Genomic DNA, 15,697 nt, shown 5'->3' with positions numbered 1-15,697 from the left:
TGCCTTTCACTAATCCATTTATAAACACAGCGTGTTTCTTTCATTACACCCGCATCTGGCGACGAACGAAGCGTAACGATAAAACTCGGCCTGATTTGAGGCGCCCATTTTACGACTGGCGTTACGATAATGGGTGCTGATTGTCTTTCGTGAGCGATTCAACATTCGTGAGATATCGCCGCTGTTGTAACCCCTGCCAATTAAGAGCATGACATCGGTTTCCGCATCAGAGAGCTGTGCGTATTTCTTCAGTCCAAAACTCCAGTAAGCATCTTTCTTATTGAAATGAACATGATAGTCCGCAGTCGCGATCGCCAGAATTTTACCGATCTTCATCGATACGTCATTGAGCGTTTGATTGCGGGCCAAAAACGGAACATGCAACGTGAGCTTTTCTGGCTCCCTGGTATCTTTAAGCCAGCGGTCGCTATTACTACGAATTTTCTTCCTGTTCAAAACATTAATCGTTACAAAATCATCATAGAAGATGATATTAGCGTCATCCTTACTCATTTCATCTGTTGATAATGCAAAACGCGCATCATTCAGACGTTCGTTTGGCATTTGACTCAAAATTAAGGATTTTACCCCTAACCCACGATAATAGTTAGAATCCATCAACAATATATTCAACATATTCCACACCCATGTGTTGCATTCCCTTTAAGGCAAGTTATCTCCGGAAACAGCAAGATAAACAATAAATGCAATAAACTGCATTCGCTAGCGGGAACAGATCTCCAGGAACTTAACAAATTAAGACAAAGCTCACCTCGATATTATTCAAAAACCTCTCTCTTGGTAATGGCTATCAAACATTTTAGGATAATTCACCAAGAAAATTGCCCAAGGAAAGATCTTAATTTATAGGGTAAATTTCTCTATTTAATATAAATTCACATTAATTAAAGAAGTTTCAAATCCACCTTTTCTGACTCCATGTCATAACGGCCATTCATACACAAATCTACCGGGTGGGGCTGCCAGTCAATTAGGCCTCTAATCTCAAAAGCAATAACGGCATGTCTCGTCATCTGTTCCTTTTCCTGCAATGAACGCACCAGCAGTGTTTCAGGGATAATACGCGGTTCGAAACGTATGATAGCCTTACGAATAGCCTGCTCGATAACCTGCCAGTTATTACGATTTTCATGCCTGCCGATCAGCGCCGGAATACCATAATTAAGCACCGATTCCGTTACTGCTTTATAGCGTTGCTCGTTGAGCGTATCCTCGATATTTGTATGATTAATTAAATCAGCAATATCTTTTTGAACCAGCTGACGTATCGTTTTAACATCGACAGGTCTGGCGCGATCGTGTGGGCTTTTAGGTTCGTCATCCTGTAACCGCTCAAGAAGTGTAGGAAGATAGCGGCCTTCTCTGGTAAAGGACTTATTCGAATACAATCTCACCCACCTCCATGATCGAATGCTCACAGCTGTCGGTAATCAGTACCTTACGGCCATGGCCGAGAATGAGCAGATCGGACAGCATCGACCACTCTGTCTTTGACCCCAGCTTATAGTCCTGGCCATCATCCGCCATAATCGGGTAGCGCGCCGGAATGAAGCCAAAATACTCCTCCCCCGCGACGTTAACGGAAGCTTGTGTCCAGAGAAGGTCGATCAGATCTTTCGGTTTTGAAATACGCAGTTGCTGGACTTCAGAGAACGGCAGCCAACGATATCCACCGGCGCAAATAAACTCGCACACAGGCCCGAGACGCCCGTCACTGTCTGCAATCCAGGTAAATTCGCCCAGGGTATCACTTTTACCACGGCTTTCCGGAGCAAGTTCAAAGGCTTCAGATCGCGTGATATCTGATAGCGCCATATTGCCCTGGCAATATTGTCCGTTGGCCTCGTGTAGTTTCGCCATCCACTGCGGCATATCACCCTGTAATGTTGCGGCCAGACGCTCGCCGGATAAAACCTGCGTGCGCTGCATTTCACTAAAGACGAGATTTTTATATAACTCACACTGTTTTTTCATTTCCTCATCAAGTAGCGATAATGTCTGCAGCTGCAGTAATGCGCTATCCCACGCGCCATCGACGCAATACAATTTAAACAGCACTTCCCGGGCTTTGAGATCGTCTGGCGATGCCTTCACCTGCGAGAGTACCTGCTCCAGTAAATTGTTCAGAGAAGAGGTTTTCAGTGTTTCAGTTAATGTCGTAATATCCTGCATGATAGTAACTCCTGTTATTAATAGTGAGAATCGAGGCCAATTTTGTGAAAATCACGAAACACCAGTTCGGGTACCTGATTCATTCCTTTCGCCACGATCGGGTCGGGTGACAGAGATTTGAGTAAATCGATTTTTTCTTCTTCGGCAAAAATATCGTCCGCGATGCCGCTGCTTTCAAAATCGGGCCAGACCTTTTCCATCAGAAAAGTTCTGTCGACAATACATTCCGTTAAGGTCTTTTCTTTAAGACATTCTTTTACGCGGTCAAACTGATTATCAGTTTTAATGAGATAGGCGGCTTCGTTGCTGACGTTATCGTAATACTGGCGTCCCTGTTCTTGCCAGATAAGGAACCGTTTGTACTCGATTTCAAGCATTTTCAATACATCATCACTGTTTCGTTGCGCGATAACGTTATTGAAATAATGTAAGTCATTTATATAACTGCCGCCGTTCGGCAAAATCTCTTCAACTTCGGGGATCTTGTCCGTTGCCTGCCATGTATTATCCGCACCGATAAACGGCGACAATTCCTGATGCGCTAGCGCGTCGTCGTCGTCCGTGACCATCTCAAGCCTGAAGTGTCCTGCCTGAAGATGGCTGCCGACGCGCAGGGGTTGGCTCTCGCCATAGCAAAGCTCTACGCCATCCAGCAAACAGATGGCGTTAACGCAAAAGTTCCGCATGACCGGACGGGTTAAATGCCAGTAAAAAGCCACCGCATCTTGCCCCTCCGGCACCTGGCTGTGGGGTCCAAAAACCCCACTGCTTACCTCTAACGCGATGGCCCGATCCGCCGTAATACCTTCCTGCAGCGACACGGGCTGGCGCGATGTGGGCCATTGAAAACGGAACTTCATCTCGTTAACCGATATAGACATCGCCAGAGCCCGTTATGACAGCTGCCCCGCACCCGGTGACATCGCCCAGTCTGGCGGCCGGTACGCCGTTGATAAAGACCGAGCCTGATCCGACTGCCACGGGTGCGGCACCATGTAACAGCGCGCATGGCGCGATACTGACGCCCACCATCGCGGCGGGAATGCCGTTAACGTAGACATCGCCCGACCCGGAACATAAGGCGCCACCGTGAGCGGTAGCATCTCCGACACGTGCTGCGTTTTGCATATTTCACTCTCCTTTGAAATTAGTGGGTGACGACGAAATGTATTCGTCGTCAGATGCACATTAGGGTTCAGGCGTTGCGCTGCCTGTCTCCGTCGGGGTCTCCGTTGGCGTTTCCGTCGGAGTCTCCGTCGGCGTTTCCGTTGGCGTTTCCGTTGGGGTCTCCGTCGGCGTTTCCGTCGGGGTCTCCGTCGGCGTTTCCGTCGGGGTCTCCGTCGGCGTTTCCGTCGGGGTCTCCGTTGGCGTTGGCGTCGGCAGTGGCGGTAACGGAAGCACAACGCCAAACAGCGCTGAAATCGCAGGCAGGCCCGGCAGGCCAATCATTCCGCCGCCGCCACCTCCCCCGCCGCCACCGCCGCAGTTATCGCAGCAGTCGCCAGGGTTAAGCTCGACCGTGCCACCCTGAATAATGACCTGATCGGAACCGACGATTTTGATCTTCTTCGCCGAGATCACCAGCTCGCCGCCCGCAGTGAGCGTCATCGCCCCTCCCGCAACGGTGGTGCTTGCGCCGCCGACCGCCAGAGAGTGATACCCCCCCACGTTGACCTGATGAGCACCGCCAACGGACAAAGAGTGGTAGCCGCCTACGGTCGTCATAAACGCACCGCCGACGTTAATTCCCTTCGCCAGCGCCACGTTATCGGTCTGGCCTCCTCCCACCTGAATGGCCAGCGCGCCGCCGATCATTGCGCTACTGTTGCCGATCACATCCGACATATAGTTCGCGCCAACAAACAGGTTTCGCGACAGGCCGACATTCACGTTGGAGTTCATGCCAATCGTCTGATCCTCGTTTTGCTTGGTTAGACGCGTCATATTGCGCTCGGCCTGTTCCCAGTACTGTTCAAGCCCGGGCTTATCTTCAAAGCGAATGCCGTTAAAGTTGCTGCGCCCTCCGCCCACGGTGCGGCTGACCAGCCCGCTCTGCGTGGCGTTTACCGGCAAATCCCACGGCGGCATCGTGACGTTGTTGTACAGGCTGCCAATAATCAGCGGCCTGTCTGGATCGCCGTTAATAAAGTCGACAATCACTTCATGACCGATACGGGGAATATAGATCCCGCCAAAGTTATTGCCGGCCCAGGCCTGGCTCACGCGTAACCAGCAGGAGTCGGACTCTCTGTTTTTACCGTAGCGATCCCACAAAAAACGCACTTTTACGCGGCCGTATTCGTCGGTCCAGATCTCTTCGCCATCAGGCCCCACAACGATAGCCGTTTGCGGTCCGCTGGTTTTCGGCTTGGGCACCGTCATCGGGTGGCGATAAATTTTGGTGGTTGGCTGAACGGTAAAATCGCAGTGATAGCGGAACTCATCCACGCCTGTCACCTGATTAATCTCTTCCACCAGCAGATGGCTTCGCAAAATCATGTATTCGCGGTTCGCTTTTTCGACGGGATAATTCACCAGTTCAAAGTCACACCCGCAGGCAATACCGCGCAGTTCGCCGGATCCTTCGCAGCGTGAGCCGAGCGCCCCGCGCTCTTCCATGCGCACCCGCGCCAACTGCTCACCAATAGTGGGCTGCTCGTAATCGCCAGGCCAGTGGAAGATCTCCATATCGTTGAAACTGGTTTTACGCGGCTTGCTGTCCAGCGCCATGATATCGGCGCGTGATTTCGTAAAATCATAATCATTGGTGACCCATTTCCCGGAGGTAATCGTCTCCTGGAAATGGAACTGGCTGATATATTCCTGGTCCATCTTTGGACGATCGGCAGCATACTGAATCACGTGATAGGCTTCACTCGGGAAACGTTTATGCGCCCCGACGTTATCCACCAAAATCAGTTTGTGGTGCTGCTCAGCATGTTCAAAGAACCAGTAAATACCCCACTCTTCCATTAACCGTTCAATAAAGTTGAAGTCGGTTTCACCATACTGAACCTGGAAATCCAGCAGCGGATAACTTCCCGACAATCTTTTTTCTAACGGGAAGTTATATTCGCCTAACACCTCATCAATAATATCCACCACGCTTTTTTGCTGGAATATTTTGAAATCAGAGGTCAGTTCTGCCAGATGTAGCCATGGGCGAATCACAATCTCATAAAGTGCCTGATTACCATCGCGTCCGATATAACGGGCGCGTTGCACTATTCCTGAGATTTCCCGGGTATCTTTACCAATAGCAAAAATATCCCCCAGACCGTTGCCATCCAGTTCAATGGTGACGGTCATTTCTTTGCCGATTAACGCTTTTAAATCGACATTCGACGCGGCCTGCCAGGGAATTAACGGGTTAGCCGGGGTTTTAGCCGTAATCACATAGGAGTACAGGGACGACAGCGCTTCTTCGCCATCCAGCTTAGAGATGACCAGAGCGGTATCGCCCAGCAACGACGGCATCGCCGGACTGCTTAATGTTATAGTACGTGACATATATTCACCTGATACGTTGTGAATCCAATATTTTTCTGTGTCGACTTTCCCGCCATAACCATATTCCTGACTCGTTTAACAGACAGTCAGGCCAGTTTTTCCATGGCATAACGTCAACTCCATCGCTTTTCCGGATGCAATAGTCTTCCTGTGATCCCTCCCTGAGTAAGGCCTGCGAACGCGTTTTAAAACGCCAGGCTGGCGTCAGCGCAAAAGACTCCCAAAATGGCGAATAGGCACGCTGCAATGCCGTGCGCCATTGCCGCAGCAAGGGTGTGTTGCGGGCAGAAAAATCCTTTTCCTGTACCATATTTAAAATTCTACTCATCCAGAAGGTCAGCGGAAATTCAGCCTGCATGTTCTTATTCAGCCACTGGTGTGAGACCGCGCTGTACATCCCAATAAGCCTTTTTTCACCGTGTTCATTACAAAGAACTTTATACGCCCCGACATAATGATATTTATCCTGTGCAGTGCTGGACGATATGACAAAACACCACGGATATGCCGTAGACAAATATTCGTCCGTCATTGCTGCTGCCATGTTTGTCAGAATTTTTTGAGAAATAAAAGCCTCCGTCTGGCGCTGTTTTTTTCTCATTCTGACAAACGGACTGGCACGCGACTCACCACCAAGTAAATACAGTCGTAGAGACATCTTCCCCTCGGATTTAATATTCGCCAGGACAACGAAAATCTTTCAACATATCCACAACCAGCTGATCTTTGAAGGTTAACCCCTGGACCTCGAGGTCGGCACGTCTGGCGTCCAGCGAATAACGTAAAATCAGTTCATCATTGTCGGTTGAGGAAATATCGCGGGCGCTATCCAGCCAGCGTAAAAGCGACCATGGACCGCTAAACATCAGCGCCGAGTTCCCCGTCGCGGCCCTGGGGGTCACATTCATTGTCGTTTTTGATACGGCGCGTGACGTTGGCCAGACGACCGACGTTGATGAAACCGGCCCGTGTGCATAATTCACCTGCTGACCGTCAAAATTCATATTGAGCTGCGTAACCGCCGGGTCCAGATGCAGAACCGAAATATCAAACGCCAGCGCTAGCTTCCGGCCATTCTCGCCCTGGAAAAAGGCTTCGCGTATTTCTGCCGCCTGCTCGAAAAACGCCAGCATATTCGCATCATCCGTCTCGACATCGCCTTTATAACGCCACGGCTGCGAAGAGGTATCGACTTTATCCGCGAGGTGTTTTTTGTAATATTCATCAACAAGGCCGCCCACGCCAAAAAAGCGTTCAAAGTCTGCGCGTTTAACTTCACGCGTGGTATCGGCGAAAGGATAACGTCCCTTAAGCGTGGTGCGGCAAACCTGTCCGATACTCTCCTCAATGCCTTCATTGCTTCTGGCAATAGCCTCCTGGCTGGCGTGATGGTAAACGCTGTCCAGCAGCGGCCCCACCAGGTGGCTCAGCGGATCGGGCCAGGTTTGCGATTCGGCACTGATTTTCAGGGCCGTGTTCGGCAGCGACGGTGAGTTCCCGTTTTTCAGCGCATCGTCGTAAATCACAAACAGCGTGTACTGCTCGCTTAACGCCCCCATCAGCTTGCCCAGCTCCGCGCCGGTCATCGCCGGGCTTCCATCCTGCGCCAGTTCGCGGCTGCCGGTGGCAAATTCACGCAGCGCAGCGAACGGGTTATCCACCCGCTCCCTGAGCAACTTCTTTTCCATGCTGGCGTAAGCGAGGCTCACCTTCTCCGCCGCATTCAGAATTCGCCCTTTGGTGCTGACGTTATCCAGCAGCGATTTTTCATCGCTTTTCACCAGCGTCGTCTCCTTCACAATACGCTGAATGAGATTCACCAGCGGCGAGTTGGAGGCGCTGAGCGTACGCAGCATATAGATATTTGCCGTCACGCCTGCCATACCGTAATCCTGCGTGAGCACATTCTCTTTAATGCGAATATGGCTCAGAAAATCCTGCCAGCGCTGGGTATATTCATCCAGATAGAGGGCAAGGATTTGCTGCTGCACCGGGTTAACCAGCGTGCCGTCGTTGCCGATGGCTATTTTGGGGGGCGCAGCGTCCGGCTTCGCTTTTCCCAGGACCCAGGCATCCTCATGCGCTAACAGCATCAGCCCCGGACCCATTTTTTTTTTAAACGCCTCGTAATACCCGGCTCGGGTAAAAAGGCCGGGAATGGCGCTCTCGCTATAGTCATCGCTCAGGGTAAACAGGTCGCCGCCCTGGGATTTAGCCATTTCACCGAGGGTTAAATCCGCTGGCGCATCCTGCGCCAGCGAGGCTTTGATACGCCCGTAAAGGCGGCTGGCTAAGTCTTCGCGTTCCAGCACCGCCCGCGCGTATTTCAGCAGCCCTTCATCCGCATCCTGACCAAAACGCCTCCACTCAGGCACGGCAAAAAGCTGGGTTAGATGCGAGACAAACACCTGACGCTCTTCATAGGGCTGGAGCTTGCCATTTTGCTCCCACAGTTGGGTAATGCTGGCGATCATCTCCTGCTTGTCGAACTTGCCCTGGCCGGAGACCTGCAGATAGAGCTTTAACAGGCTGTAGATGCGCGTAGCGTCACTGCTATCAATCGCGTCCTGTAACGCCACCACCACCTGCTGCTGGATTTGCGGCAGCAGCAGTCGTTGCAGAAAATACTGATAGAGCGAATCCGACGCCGTCGCCACATCCGTGCCGGTATACAGCCCATAACGCCATGACAGTAACGGGTTGAACACATCCAGCGTGCCGTAATCTGGCAGCGAGCGTGACATCGCCAGCAGACGCGGCAGCATGGTGTCGTTCGCCGCCTGGTTAAAGCGGTTAACTTCGCCGCGCAGCGCAGCCACTTTTGTCTCGATGGCATCCAGATAACCGCTGTTGTTGTGATAGCTGTTATAGAAGCCGTTCAGCAAAATAAAGGCGATCACAATGCACAGCGTATGTCCCAGGAAGCGTTGCAGGCGATACTTTGACTGGTTGGCCAGGTTATAGCGCGCCAGATGCAGGTCTTTAACGATCACCTCGCTAAAGGGCTGTTTAAGAAAGTATTGCCGCCCATAGGAGACATCGTTTATCAGGAAGTCCTGGTCATCTGACTTCGCGCTCAGCGATGCCATCACCTCCGGCGACTTATGCTCGACGTAGTTTGACCAGTGGCGAATCACGCTCTGGTTATTCAGCAGGTTAAAATCGATCGGCTGATGGCTGCTGCTAAAATAGATGCCGCGCAGCTGGGTATAGCTTTGCGTTTCATCGTAGCGGGAGGCAAAAAAGATGTTATGCACCACTTCCGCCACCATCCCGGAAAGCAGATGGAAATCTTGCGGTAACGCGTACATCTTTTTGCGATCCCGGTGGTCATACTCTTCCTGCTGACGCACGATCATTTCGCGCTCCAGACGCTCTTCAAGCAGGGAGAACTCCTCGGCGATCTGGCTACGCAGCCCCGAAACGGAAGCGCTTTTGGCATCGCCATAAGGGAACGTCACGCCCCAGACCTGCTCGCGCTCCTGATCGGTCAGGATCCTGAAATATTCGGTAAAGCCTGGTAACTGATCGAGTTTCGTTACCAGCACATATACCGGAAAACGCACGCCCAGCGTCTGACGCGCATCCTCAATTTTTGCCCGCAGGCTGGCCGCCAGCTCAAACAGTTCGGCTTTATTGCGGCACATCACGTCGGCGGCGGAAAAGGTCAGCACCACACCGTTAATCGCCTTGACCGGACGGTGTTTTTTCAGCGCTTTCAGGATCGCGCGCCACTCGCTGAGGTAGGTTTCCGGCTCACTGATGTATTTCCCGGAGGTATCAAGCCAGATCGCGTCATTAGCGAACCAGCACTCGCAGTTGCGGGTAGGCGAAGCTGGTTTCCCGACCTGATTCAGCTGCTCAGGCAGCGGGAAATTCTGGCCTGACGCGAGGATAGCTGACGTTTTACCGGCACCGGCGGTGCCGATCATCATATACCAGGGCAGCACATCCAGCGGCTTACGCGCCAGGATCACGCGCTGGAAAAACGACAGCGTGCCGTGGCTTTTATTGACGTAATTAACCGCATTACTGATGACCGCCATCACTTCCGCGCTGTTATCATCCGCGACCGGCCCCTTATTGCGGGCAAACTTATTCAGCAACGTCGGGTTGTCTTTCAGCGCCAGCAGTAATAACCACAAGCCGTATAACAATGCGACCAGCAAAATAACGGCAATGATCGCCAGCCTGACGCTCACCGGCGCAACAGGCCAGCTTTCACCCACCAACAGGAAAGGGCCAAAGACCCAGACAACCACGCACAGCGTCGCGGTCAGCGCAATAAACGCGGGCCAGCCCAGCCAGAGGCAGACCAGGCAAAATGCCGCCAGCAGAATAAAAATAATGCGCGATTCAATGCTCTGCAGAGGACGAGATTCACCAAATCCAAAGAAGGGTCCCAGGAACCAGATGGCGGCGATCAGTAAGGCAGCACAGCACACAATCAGCAGCGTCTTCATAAACCGCGTGGTGAAGACTCTATTTAAATAAGACATTGTCGTCCTCGTTAATACGTGACAAAAAACTCGACACGGCGATTCTTCGCCCTTCCCTGAGCCGTCGCATCGGACGCCACGGGTTGACTACTCCCCACGCCGCGGACTTTCACTTTGCTCTCAGGCAGCCCAGCCGAAATAAAATATTGCGCCACTTCCGCCGCGCGTTTTTCCGAGAGCACAACGTTATTAGGCAAACCTGGCCGACTGATTGGCGTGGCATCCGTATGACCGACAATCACCACGTCGCCGTTCACGCGTCGGACTTCGCTGGCGATACGTTCTATGACTTTCACCATCTCAGGCTGAACACGGACAGATCCGGACAGGAACAGCGCATCCCCTTTCAGCACCACTTTGCTCTGCTTCTGGCTCTCATCCACGCTCAGAAGCTGCTGCCTGATTTCGTTACGCAGCAGCACCGCCAGCTTCAGACGCATGGCAGGTTGCGCCACGGGCACGCTGAGGTTTTGCATGGCATAGATGCCATTGGTGATGCCATCGGTGCGCGACAGTAACCAGAATTTGCACCAGAGAAACGACGACGCCACCAGTACGCCAGCGCACAGCGCGCTTAGCCGCACGGGAATGACAATCTTCTCGCGCACCGCAGGGCCGTGCGGCTGCAGCCCATGCGGCGACAGTGCGGGCGGAGTGGTGTTGCGCGTGCTTTGGATCAGGGTCAACAGGCGCTGGCGGATCTTGCTGAGCTGGCGGTCACCATCTTCAATAATGCTGTAGCGTCCTTCGAACCCCAGCCCCAGGATGCGCAGTAAAACCTCCAGCACATCCGCGAATTCAGTGGGATTCATGGAGAGGCGGCCAACCAGCAGGAAGAATTTATTCCCGCCGTCGTTGTCCCCTTCGAAGTGGTTCAGCAGGTTGCTCTGCGACCAGCCCGCCTCAAGTCCCCATGCCGTGGTATGCGCCGCCTCATCAAGCGCGGTGCACAGGCAATACCGTACGATCGCCATCTTTTTCCACGGGATGTTCACCTCGTCGCAGACAACGCCGAACAGCGTGATCTGGCTTTTAAGGGTATTTTTAAGGATCTCGACATGGGTAATATCGTTAACCTGCTCCGGCATATCGCCAAGCGCGCGCAGCAGCGGCTGCGCGGCTTCCAGCAGCGGATTCTCCGCCGCCTTCACGCGTAAAATCCGCTGCTGCACGCTTTCGCTTTTCAGCGCGTGTTCGCCACGTGGCGTAGGGTCGCCAACCGATCCTGTTTCCCCTTTCGACGTTGCTTCCGGCTCCTGTATCCAGTCGCCCTGCTCATCCAGAAGGAACTTACCCAACGCCTGCGGCGAGCTGTCTTCGAACTCCGTCGGTTCCGCGGAGACTTGCGGGTTGATATCGTCTTTCATCAGTTCCTGATTCCCCAAAGTTCCATCTTCAGGCCAGGGAACTCACCCGCAATGTGCAGTGCCAGCGCGCCGGTGTTTGAAATCTTGTCCCAGAAAGGCCCATTTTTGAGCAGTTCAAAATAGACGTAGCCCGTGCTGTAGGGGATCTGACGCGGCGGTACCGGCAGCCCCTGCAACACCAGGCCCGGCAGGTGCGAGCGAACCAGTTCATGGAGCTGTTGCGGCGCGCTGATTTTGGCCTGCGCCTGGAACTGCTGCTGCAATACGTCCATCGGCAACTGCGCATGAACGGCCAGCACCAGGTTTGAGAACGAACGCAGCTCGTTCGGCAACATCGAAGCAGCCCAGACGCCGTTGCCTTTGGCCTGCAGATCAATAAGCTGCCCGGCGCGCACCAGGATCTGGTTCAGCAGGTCATGCACATCGTCGACCAGGGGACGAATGGAAGGATAAAGGCTGGCGTGGTCATAGCCCGGCGCGCTCTTGGGACGACGCGTTTTGGTGCGCACAAAGGTTGAAAGCTCGCCCGCCAGCTTCGCCAGCTCTTCGTAAAGCACGATGGGCGGCAGTTCCGGAATATGGCGCAGGTGGTCGAGAATCGGCTCGTATTTATTGAAAATCTGCAGCAGCAGATAATCCACCACTTCGGAGCTGGCGCTGGCCTTGCCGTCGGATGCCGACAGGCGGTGCGCCAGCATCCCGGCGCGCATTTTGACCAGACCATTAAGATGGGTCAGCCATTCGCTCAGCAGCGGGTTCGCCGCATAGCCGGTGACGGGCGGGATATAATCGTCCAGATGTAACAGCACGCTGCCATCGGGCTGAATGGCTTTCACGCGGGTCAGCGGCAGGCCAATCCACGATTCGGTCATTTCCGTTTGTGACATCAGCCTGAGACGCAGTTTGGCCAGCTGAACCGGCTTCGGCCCCTGGCGAATCGCATTGGTGTCGCACAGTTCCGTCTCTTGCGCGCGAAAACGCGCCAGCGAACTGGCGTCATGCTGGCTGAAGATTGTCTCATCGCTATTATCAAGGCGTAACGGTACCGCCAGATAAATCGTCTTGCCCAGATGTTCTGGCAAAATCGTTAGCGGCTCGGGTAAATCGGCGTGATCGGGCACATCAAACGGCGTGCCGTCCGGCAATACGCCGCGTGCGGTACGCAGCACCAGCTTGCCATACGACAGCGCCTCGCGGTCGATTTCATACTGCGAGAATCCCCAAAAGAAGGGGCTCAGGGTCGATGCTCTTTTATGTGCGTAGTATTCAAAATAGCGTTCTTGCTGTTGAAAAAGCTGCGGACGAAGAAACAGCCCTTCACTCCAGACGACTTTATTCGTTCTCACGGTTTAATCCATTTCTTTAATTGTTATTGCTGTTTTCTGGAAATGCGCATTCAACTCACGCGAATCATCGCTAAAGAAACTCGGCCGCCACCACGACTTTTTCTTTTCTGGCAGATCCCAACTCGCCAGCCACAGAGAATCATTAAGGCTGCGATAGGCACCAATGAAAGCAAGGCTGCGTGTAGTACCGTCTGGTTTAATCAGAATGGTGCGCGACTCTCCGGGTTGTAAAATCGCTTCATAGACTTTTGAAGCAGCCGCCTGTACAGGCTTGCTGGTCCCCTCAACAATTTCATAGAAATCCGCATTGGTTAAAACATCCAGATCCTTGACGTTATAAATAAATATATTGAGTGGCGCCGGATCGCCCATTTCATTGGGGTTAATATCGCTTGCCGCCAGCAGATTTATTTTTATTTCATCACCATCGGGCGCCGGACTGCTGCTTCCACTACAGGCGACTAAAAAGAGTGACAGTAATAAAACTGCCGTTCCTTTAAGCATGTGTTTTATTTCTTTTCCGCTAAGCATAGGTTTCCACTCAATCCATCCGAACGACGTCATTGTGAGAAGAGTTTTGCCGCCGTAGCGGCAAAACTCTGTCAGCGAACCGGCGTTAATTAGCTGCGCAGGTTAGCTTTTACGTCATAACTGGTAGAAATTACGCCAGACTTCGCGCCTTCGGCGTTCTGCATGACGTAGTCCTGAGTCAGTTTGGTGAAGGCGAACGTCACGCGTTCACGTGGACGCGTTTCGTCTTCGTGGGAACCCGCCGTTTCAACGCGAGTAATAATGACATCAGAGAATTTGATGGTCAGATATTCCAGCGGATCGCCGCCAGCTTTACGAACCACAAACTGAATGTCTTTAATATGCTTACCGGACAGGCAGTAGCTCAGCAGGTTAGTACTGGCCTTATCGACATAGTGCTCAAAGCAAAAATCTTCAACTGTTGCTTTACCTGCGCCGCCGCCGGAGCCGCTGTGCATATTCGAACTCTGTGCGCTAGCCCAATGCCAGGACAGCACTTCGATTTCATTTTTATGGGTAGCATCAAGAGATTCGCCTTCGATGCCATCAATTTTAATAAACATATCCTGAGCCATATGATTTCCTTAATTAGCTCTTATTAACAACGTTACTTAATGAGTAACGAACGAAATGAAGACAAAATATTTTTGTCTTTCACAGTGCGCAAGGATCCCTGCGCAACCGCATCTTTTAAGAATAATAAAGTGATTATTCTTATTACTTTATTGCCTGAATTACGCCACGTCTTTCAGTGACGGTAATTTAGCGACCATGCGCAAAGAAACGGTCAGACCTTCCAGCTGGAAATGAGGACGCAGGAAGAATTTCGCCTGGTAATAACCCGGGTTACCTTCCACATCTTCTACCACCACTTCCGCTGCCGCCAGCGGACGACGCGCTTTGGTTTCCTGCGACGAGTTCGCCGGGTCGCCATCGACATAGTTCATGACCCAGTTGTTCAGCCAGCGCTGCATATCTTCACGCTCTTTGAACGAACCGATTTTGTCGCGCACGATGCACTTCAGGTAATGTGCGAAACGTGAACAGGCGAACAGGTACGGCAGACGTGCAGAAAGATTGGCGTTGGCCGTGGCGTCTGGATCGTAATATTCCGCCGGTTTCTGCAATGACTGCGCGCCAATAAACGCCGCGTAATCGGTATTTTTACGGTGTACCAGTGGAATAAAGCCATTCTTCGCCAGTTCCGCCTCGCGACGGTCGGAAATCGCAATTTCCGTCGGGCATTTCATATCCACGCCGCCATCGTCGGTCGGGAAGGTATGGCACGGCAGATCTTCCACCACGCCGCCGCTCTCTACGCCGCGAATCATGGTGCACCAGCCGTAGTGTTTGAACGAACGGTTGATGTTCACCGCCATCGCATACGCGGCGTTAGCCCAGACGTATTTGCTGTGATTCGCGCCGTCGGTATCTTCTTCAAAATTGAAGTTATCCACCGGGTTGGTGTTGATACCGTAAGGCAGACGAGCAAGGAAGCGCGGCATCGCCAGACCGATATAACGAGAATCCTCAGACTGACGCAGGGAGTTCCACGCGGCATACTCCAGGTTCTGGGTAAAGATTTTCGTCAGATCACGCGGGTTAGCCAGCTCCTGCCAGGAGTCCATCTGCATCACCGATGGCGACGCGCCGGTAATAAACGGCATGTGAGCGGACGCCGCCACCTTGCCGATGGAGGAGAGCAGATCCACATCCGGCGCGCTGTGGTCGAAATGGTAATCCGCCACCAGGCAGCCGTAAGGTTCGCCACCAAGCTGACCGTACTCTTCTTCGTAGATCTGCTTAAACAGCGGGCTTTGATCCCATGCGATCCCTTTGTAGCGCTTCATGTTGCGACGCAGGTCATCTTTGGAAATGTCCATAAAGCGCAGCTTGAGCTTCTCATCGGTTTCGGTGTTGTTCACCAGGTAGTGCAGGCCGCGCCACGCGCTTTCAAGACGCTGGAACTCTTCATGATGAAGGATCAGGTTAATCTGCTGTGACAGCTTAAGGTCAATCTCCGCGATAATCGCCGCGATGTTTTTGTACGCATCGTCAGCCATGGTGATCGAGGTAGAGAGCGCCTGTTCCGCCAGGGTTTTCACCGCCATTTCGACCGCCGATTTCGCCTGCTCGGACTTCGGCTTGAATTCACGGGTCAGTAACGCAGTAAAATCATTTTGCGTTGCGGCCTGCGGCGTGGCCTGCTTATGGTTTTGTGCTTGAGTTGCCATTTTTATCTCTCTGATTC

Annotated in this window: 13 protein-coding genes; all 13 read right to left on the bottom strand. The window is 52.6% G+C overall.

The annotated features are described in order from the left end of the window. Window positions 1-18 precede the first annotated feature (18 nt). Complete coding sequence (locus tag ACWKX3_RS17725) at window positions 19-636, bottom strand: helix-turn-helix domain-containing protein (protein ID WP_006178482.1); 618 nt, start codon at window positions 634-636, stop codon at window positions 19-21. A 269-nt stretch (window positions 637-905) separates the two neighbouring features. Further along, window positions 906-1,409, bottom strand: coding sequence for a type VI secretion system baseplate subunit TssE (gene tssE / locus ACWKX3_RS17720; RefSeq protein WP_006178484.1), 504 nt, complete (start codon window positions 1,407-1,409; stop codon window positions 906-908). Further along, window positions 1,396-2,193, bottom strand: coding sequence for a type VI secretion system accessory protein TagJ (locus ACWKX3_RS17715; protein WP_006178485.1), 798 nt, complete (start codon window positions 2,191-2,193; stop codon window positions 1,396-1,398). The genes tssE and ACWKX3_RS17715 overlap by 14 nt, the downstream gene beginning before the upstream one ends. A 17-nt stretch (window positions 2,194-2,210) precedes the next feature. Continuing rightward, window positions 2,211-3,074 carry a TagK domain-containing protein gene (locus tag ACWKX3_RS17710; RefSeq protein WP_058608634.1) on the bottom strand — a complete coding sequence of 288 codons (864 nt, stop codon included), beginning with the start codon at window positions 3,072-3,074 and terminating at the stop codon, window positions 2,211-2,213. Continuing rightward, a complete protein-coding gene (locus ACWKX3_RS17705; protein WP_006178487.1) occupies window positions 3,058-3,321 on the bottom strand; it encodes a PAAR domain-containing protein in 264 nt (87 codons plus the stop codon). The genes ACWKX3_RS17710 and ACWKX3_RS17705 overlap by 17 nt, the downstream gene beginning before the upstream one ends. A 60-nt stretch (window positions 3,322-3,381) precedes the next feature. Then, window positions 3,382-5,670 carry a type VI secretion system Vgr family protein gene (locus ACWKX3_RS17700; RefSeq protein WP_454542160.1) on the bottom strand — a complete coding sequence of 763 codons (2,289 nt, stop codon included), beginning with the start codon at window positions 5,668-5,670 and terminating at the stop codon, window positions 3,382-3,384. Window positions 5,671-5,707: 37 nt separating this feature from the next. Then, window positions 5,708-6,361, bottom strand: coding sequence for a T6SS protein Cts1T (locus tag ACWKX3_RS17695; protein WP_167519828.1), 654 nt, complete (start codon window positions 6,359-6,361; stop codon window positions 5,708-5,710). A 13-nt stretch (window positions 6,362-6,374) separates the two neighbouring features. Beyond that, window positions 6,375-10,202, bottom strand: a complete 3,828-nt coding sequence (tssM, locus tag ACWKX3_RS17690) for a type VI secretion system membrane subunit TssM (RefSeq protein WP_233500310.1) — start codon at window positions 10,200-10,202, stop codon at window positions 6,375-6,377. An 11-nt stretch (window positions 10,203-10,213) separates the two neighbouring features. Continuing rightward, window positions 10,214-11,569 carry a type VI secretion system protein TssL, long form gene (gene tssL, locus ACWKX3_RS17685; protein ID WP_058610786.1) on the bottom strand — a complete coding sequence of 452 codons (1,356 nt, stop codon included), beginning with the start codon at window positions 11,567-11,569 and terminating at the stop codon, window positions 10,214-10,216. Beyond that, complete coding sequence (tssK, locus tag ACWKX3_RS17680; RefSeq protein WP_454542151.1) at window positions 11,569-12,915, bottom strand: type VI secretion system baseplate subunit TssK; 1,347 nt, start codon at window positions 12,913-12,915, stop codon at window positions 11,569-11,571. The genes tssL and tssK overlap by 1 nt, the downstream gene beginning before the upstream one ends. Before the next feature lie 3 nt (window positions 12,916-12,918). Then, window positions 12,919-13,446, bottom strand: coding sequence for a type VI secretion system lipoprotein TssJ (tssJ, locus tag ACWKX3_RS17675; RefSeq protein WP_042321967.1), 528 nt, complete (start codon window positions 13,444-13,446; stop codon window positions 12,919-12,921). Window positions 13,447-13,535: 89 nt separating this feature from the next. Further along, window positions 13,536-14,021: an Hcp family type VI secretion system effector gene (locus ACWKX3_RS17670; protein ID WP_006178497.1), complete on the bottom strand. Its 486-nt coding sequence runs from the start codon at window positions 14,019-14,021 to the stop codon at window positions 13,536-13,538. A 159-nt stretch (window positions 14,022-14,180) separates the two neighbouring features. Further along, on the bottom strand, window positions 14,181-15,680 hold the full coding sequence (gene tssC, locus ACWKX3_RS17665; protein ID WP_454542150.1) for a type VI secretion system contractile sheath large subunit: 1,500 nt from the start codon (window positions 15,678-15,680) through the stop codon (window positions 14,181-14,183). Window positions 15,681-15,697 lie beyond the last annotated feature (17 nt).

The sequence above is a fragment of the Enterobacter sp. UPMP2052 genome (assembly GCF_053709675.1).
The sequence above is the reverse complement of the archived record's forward strand: the minus strand, read 5'-3'. Positions and strand labels throughout refer to the sequence as shown.

What these genes read in the sequence shown, in the direction of transcription:
- ACWKX3_RS17725 (WP_006178482.1), bottom strand. Translation starts at nt 636, where the DNA reads ATGTTGAATATATTGTTGATGGATTCTAACTATTATCGTGGGTTAGGG.
- ACWKX3_RS17715 (WP_006178485.1), bottom strand. Translation starts at nt 2,193, where the DNA reads ATGCAGGATATTACGACATTAACTGAAACACTGAAAACCTCTTCTCTG.
- ACWKX3_RS17710 (WP_058608634.1), bottom strand. Translation starts at nt 3,074, where the DNA reads ATGTCTATATCGGTTAACGAGATGAAGTTCCGTTTTCAATGGCCCACA.
- ACWKX3_RS17705 (WP_006178487.1), bottom strand. Translation starts at nt 3,321, where the DNA reads ATGCAAAACGCAGCACGTGTCGGAGATGCTACCGCTCACGGTGGCGCC.
- ACWKX3_RS17700 (WP_454542160.1), bottom strand. Translation starts at nt 5,670, where the DNA reads ATGCCGTCGTTGCTGGGCGATACCGCTCTGGTCATCTCTAAGCTGGAT.
- ACWKX3_RS17695 (WP_167519828.1), bottom strand. Translation starts at nt 6,361, where the DNA reads ATGTCTCTACGACTGTATTTACTTGGTGGTGAGTCGCGTGCCAGTCCG.
- tssM (WP_233500310.1), bottom strand. Translation starts at nt 10,202, where the DNA reads ATGTCTTATTTAAATAGAGTCTTCACCACGCGGTTTATGAAGACGCTG.
- tssL (WP_058610786.1), bottom strand. Translation starts at nt 11,569, where the DNA reads ATGAAAGACGATATCAACCCGCAAGTCTCCGCGGAACCGACGGAGTTC.
- tssJ (WP_042321967.1), bottom strand. Translation starts at nt 13,446, where the DNA reads ATGCTTAGCGGAAAAGAAATAAAACACATGCTTAAAGGAACGGCAGTT.
- ACWKX3_RS17670 (WP_006178497.1), bottom strand. Translation starts at nt 14,021, where the DNA reads ATGGCTCAGGATATGTTTATTAAAATTGATGGCATCGAAGGCGAATCT.
- tssC (WP_454542150.1), bottom strand. Translation starts at nt 15,680, where the DNA reads ATGGCAACTCAAGCACAAAACCATAAGCAGGCCACGCCGCAGGCCGCA.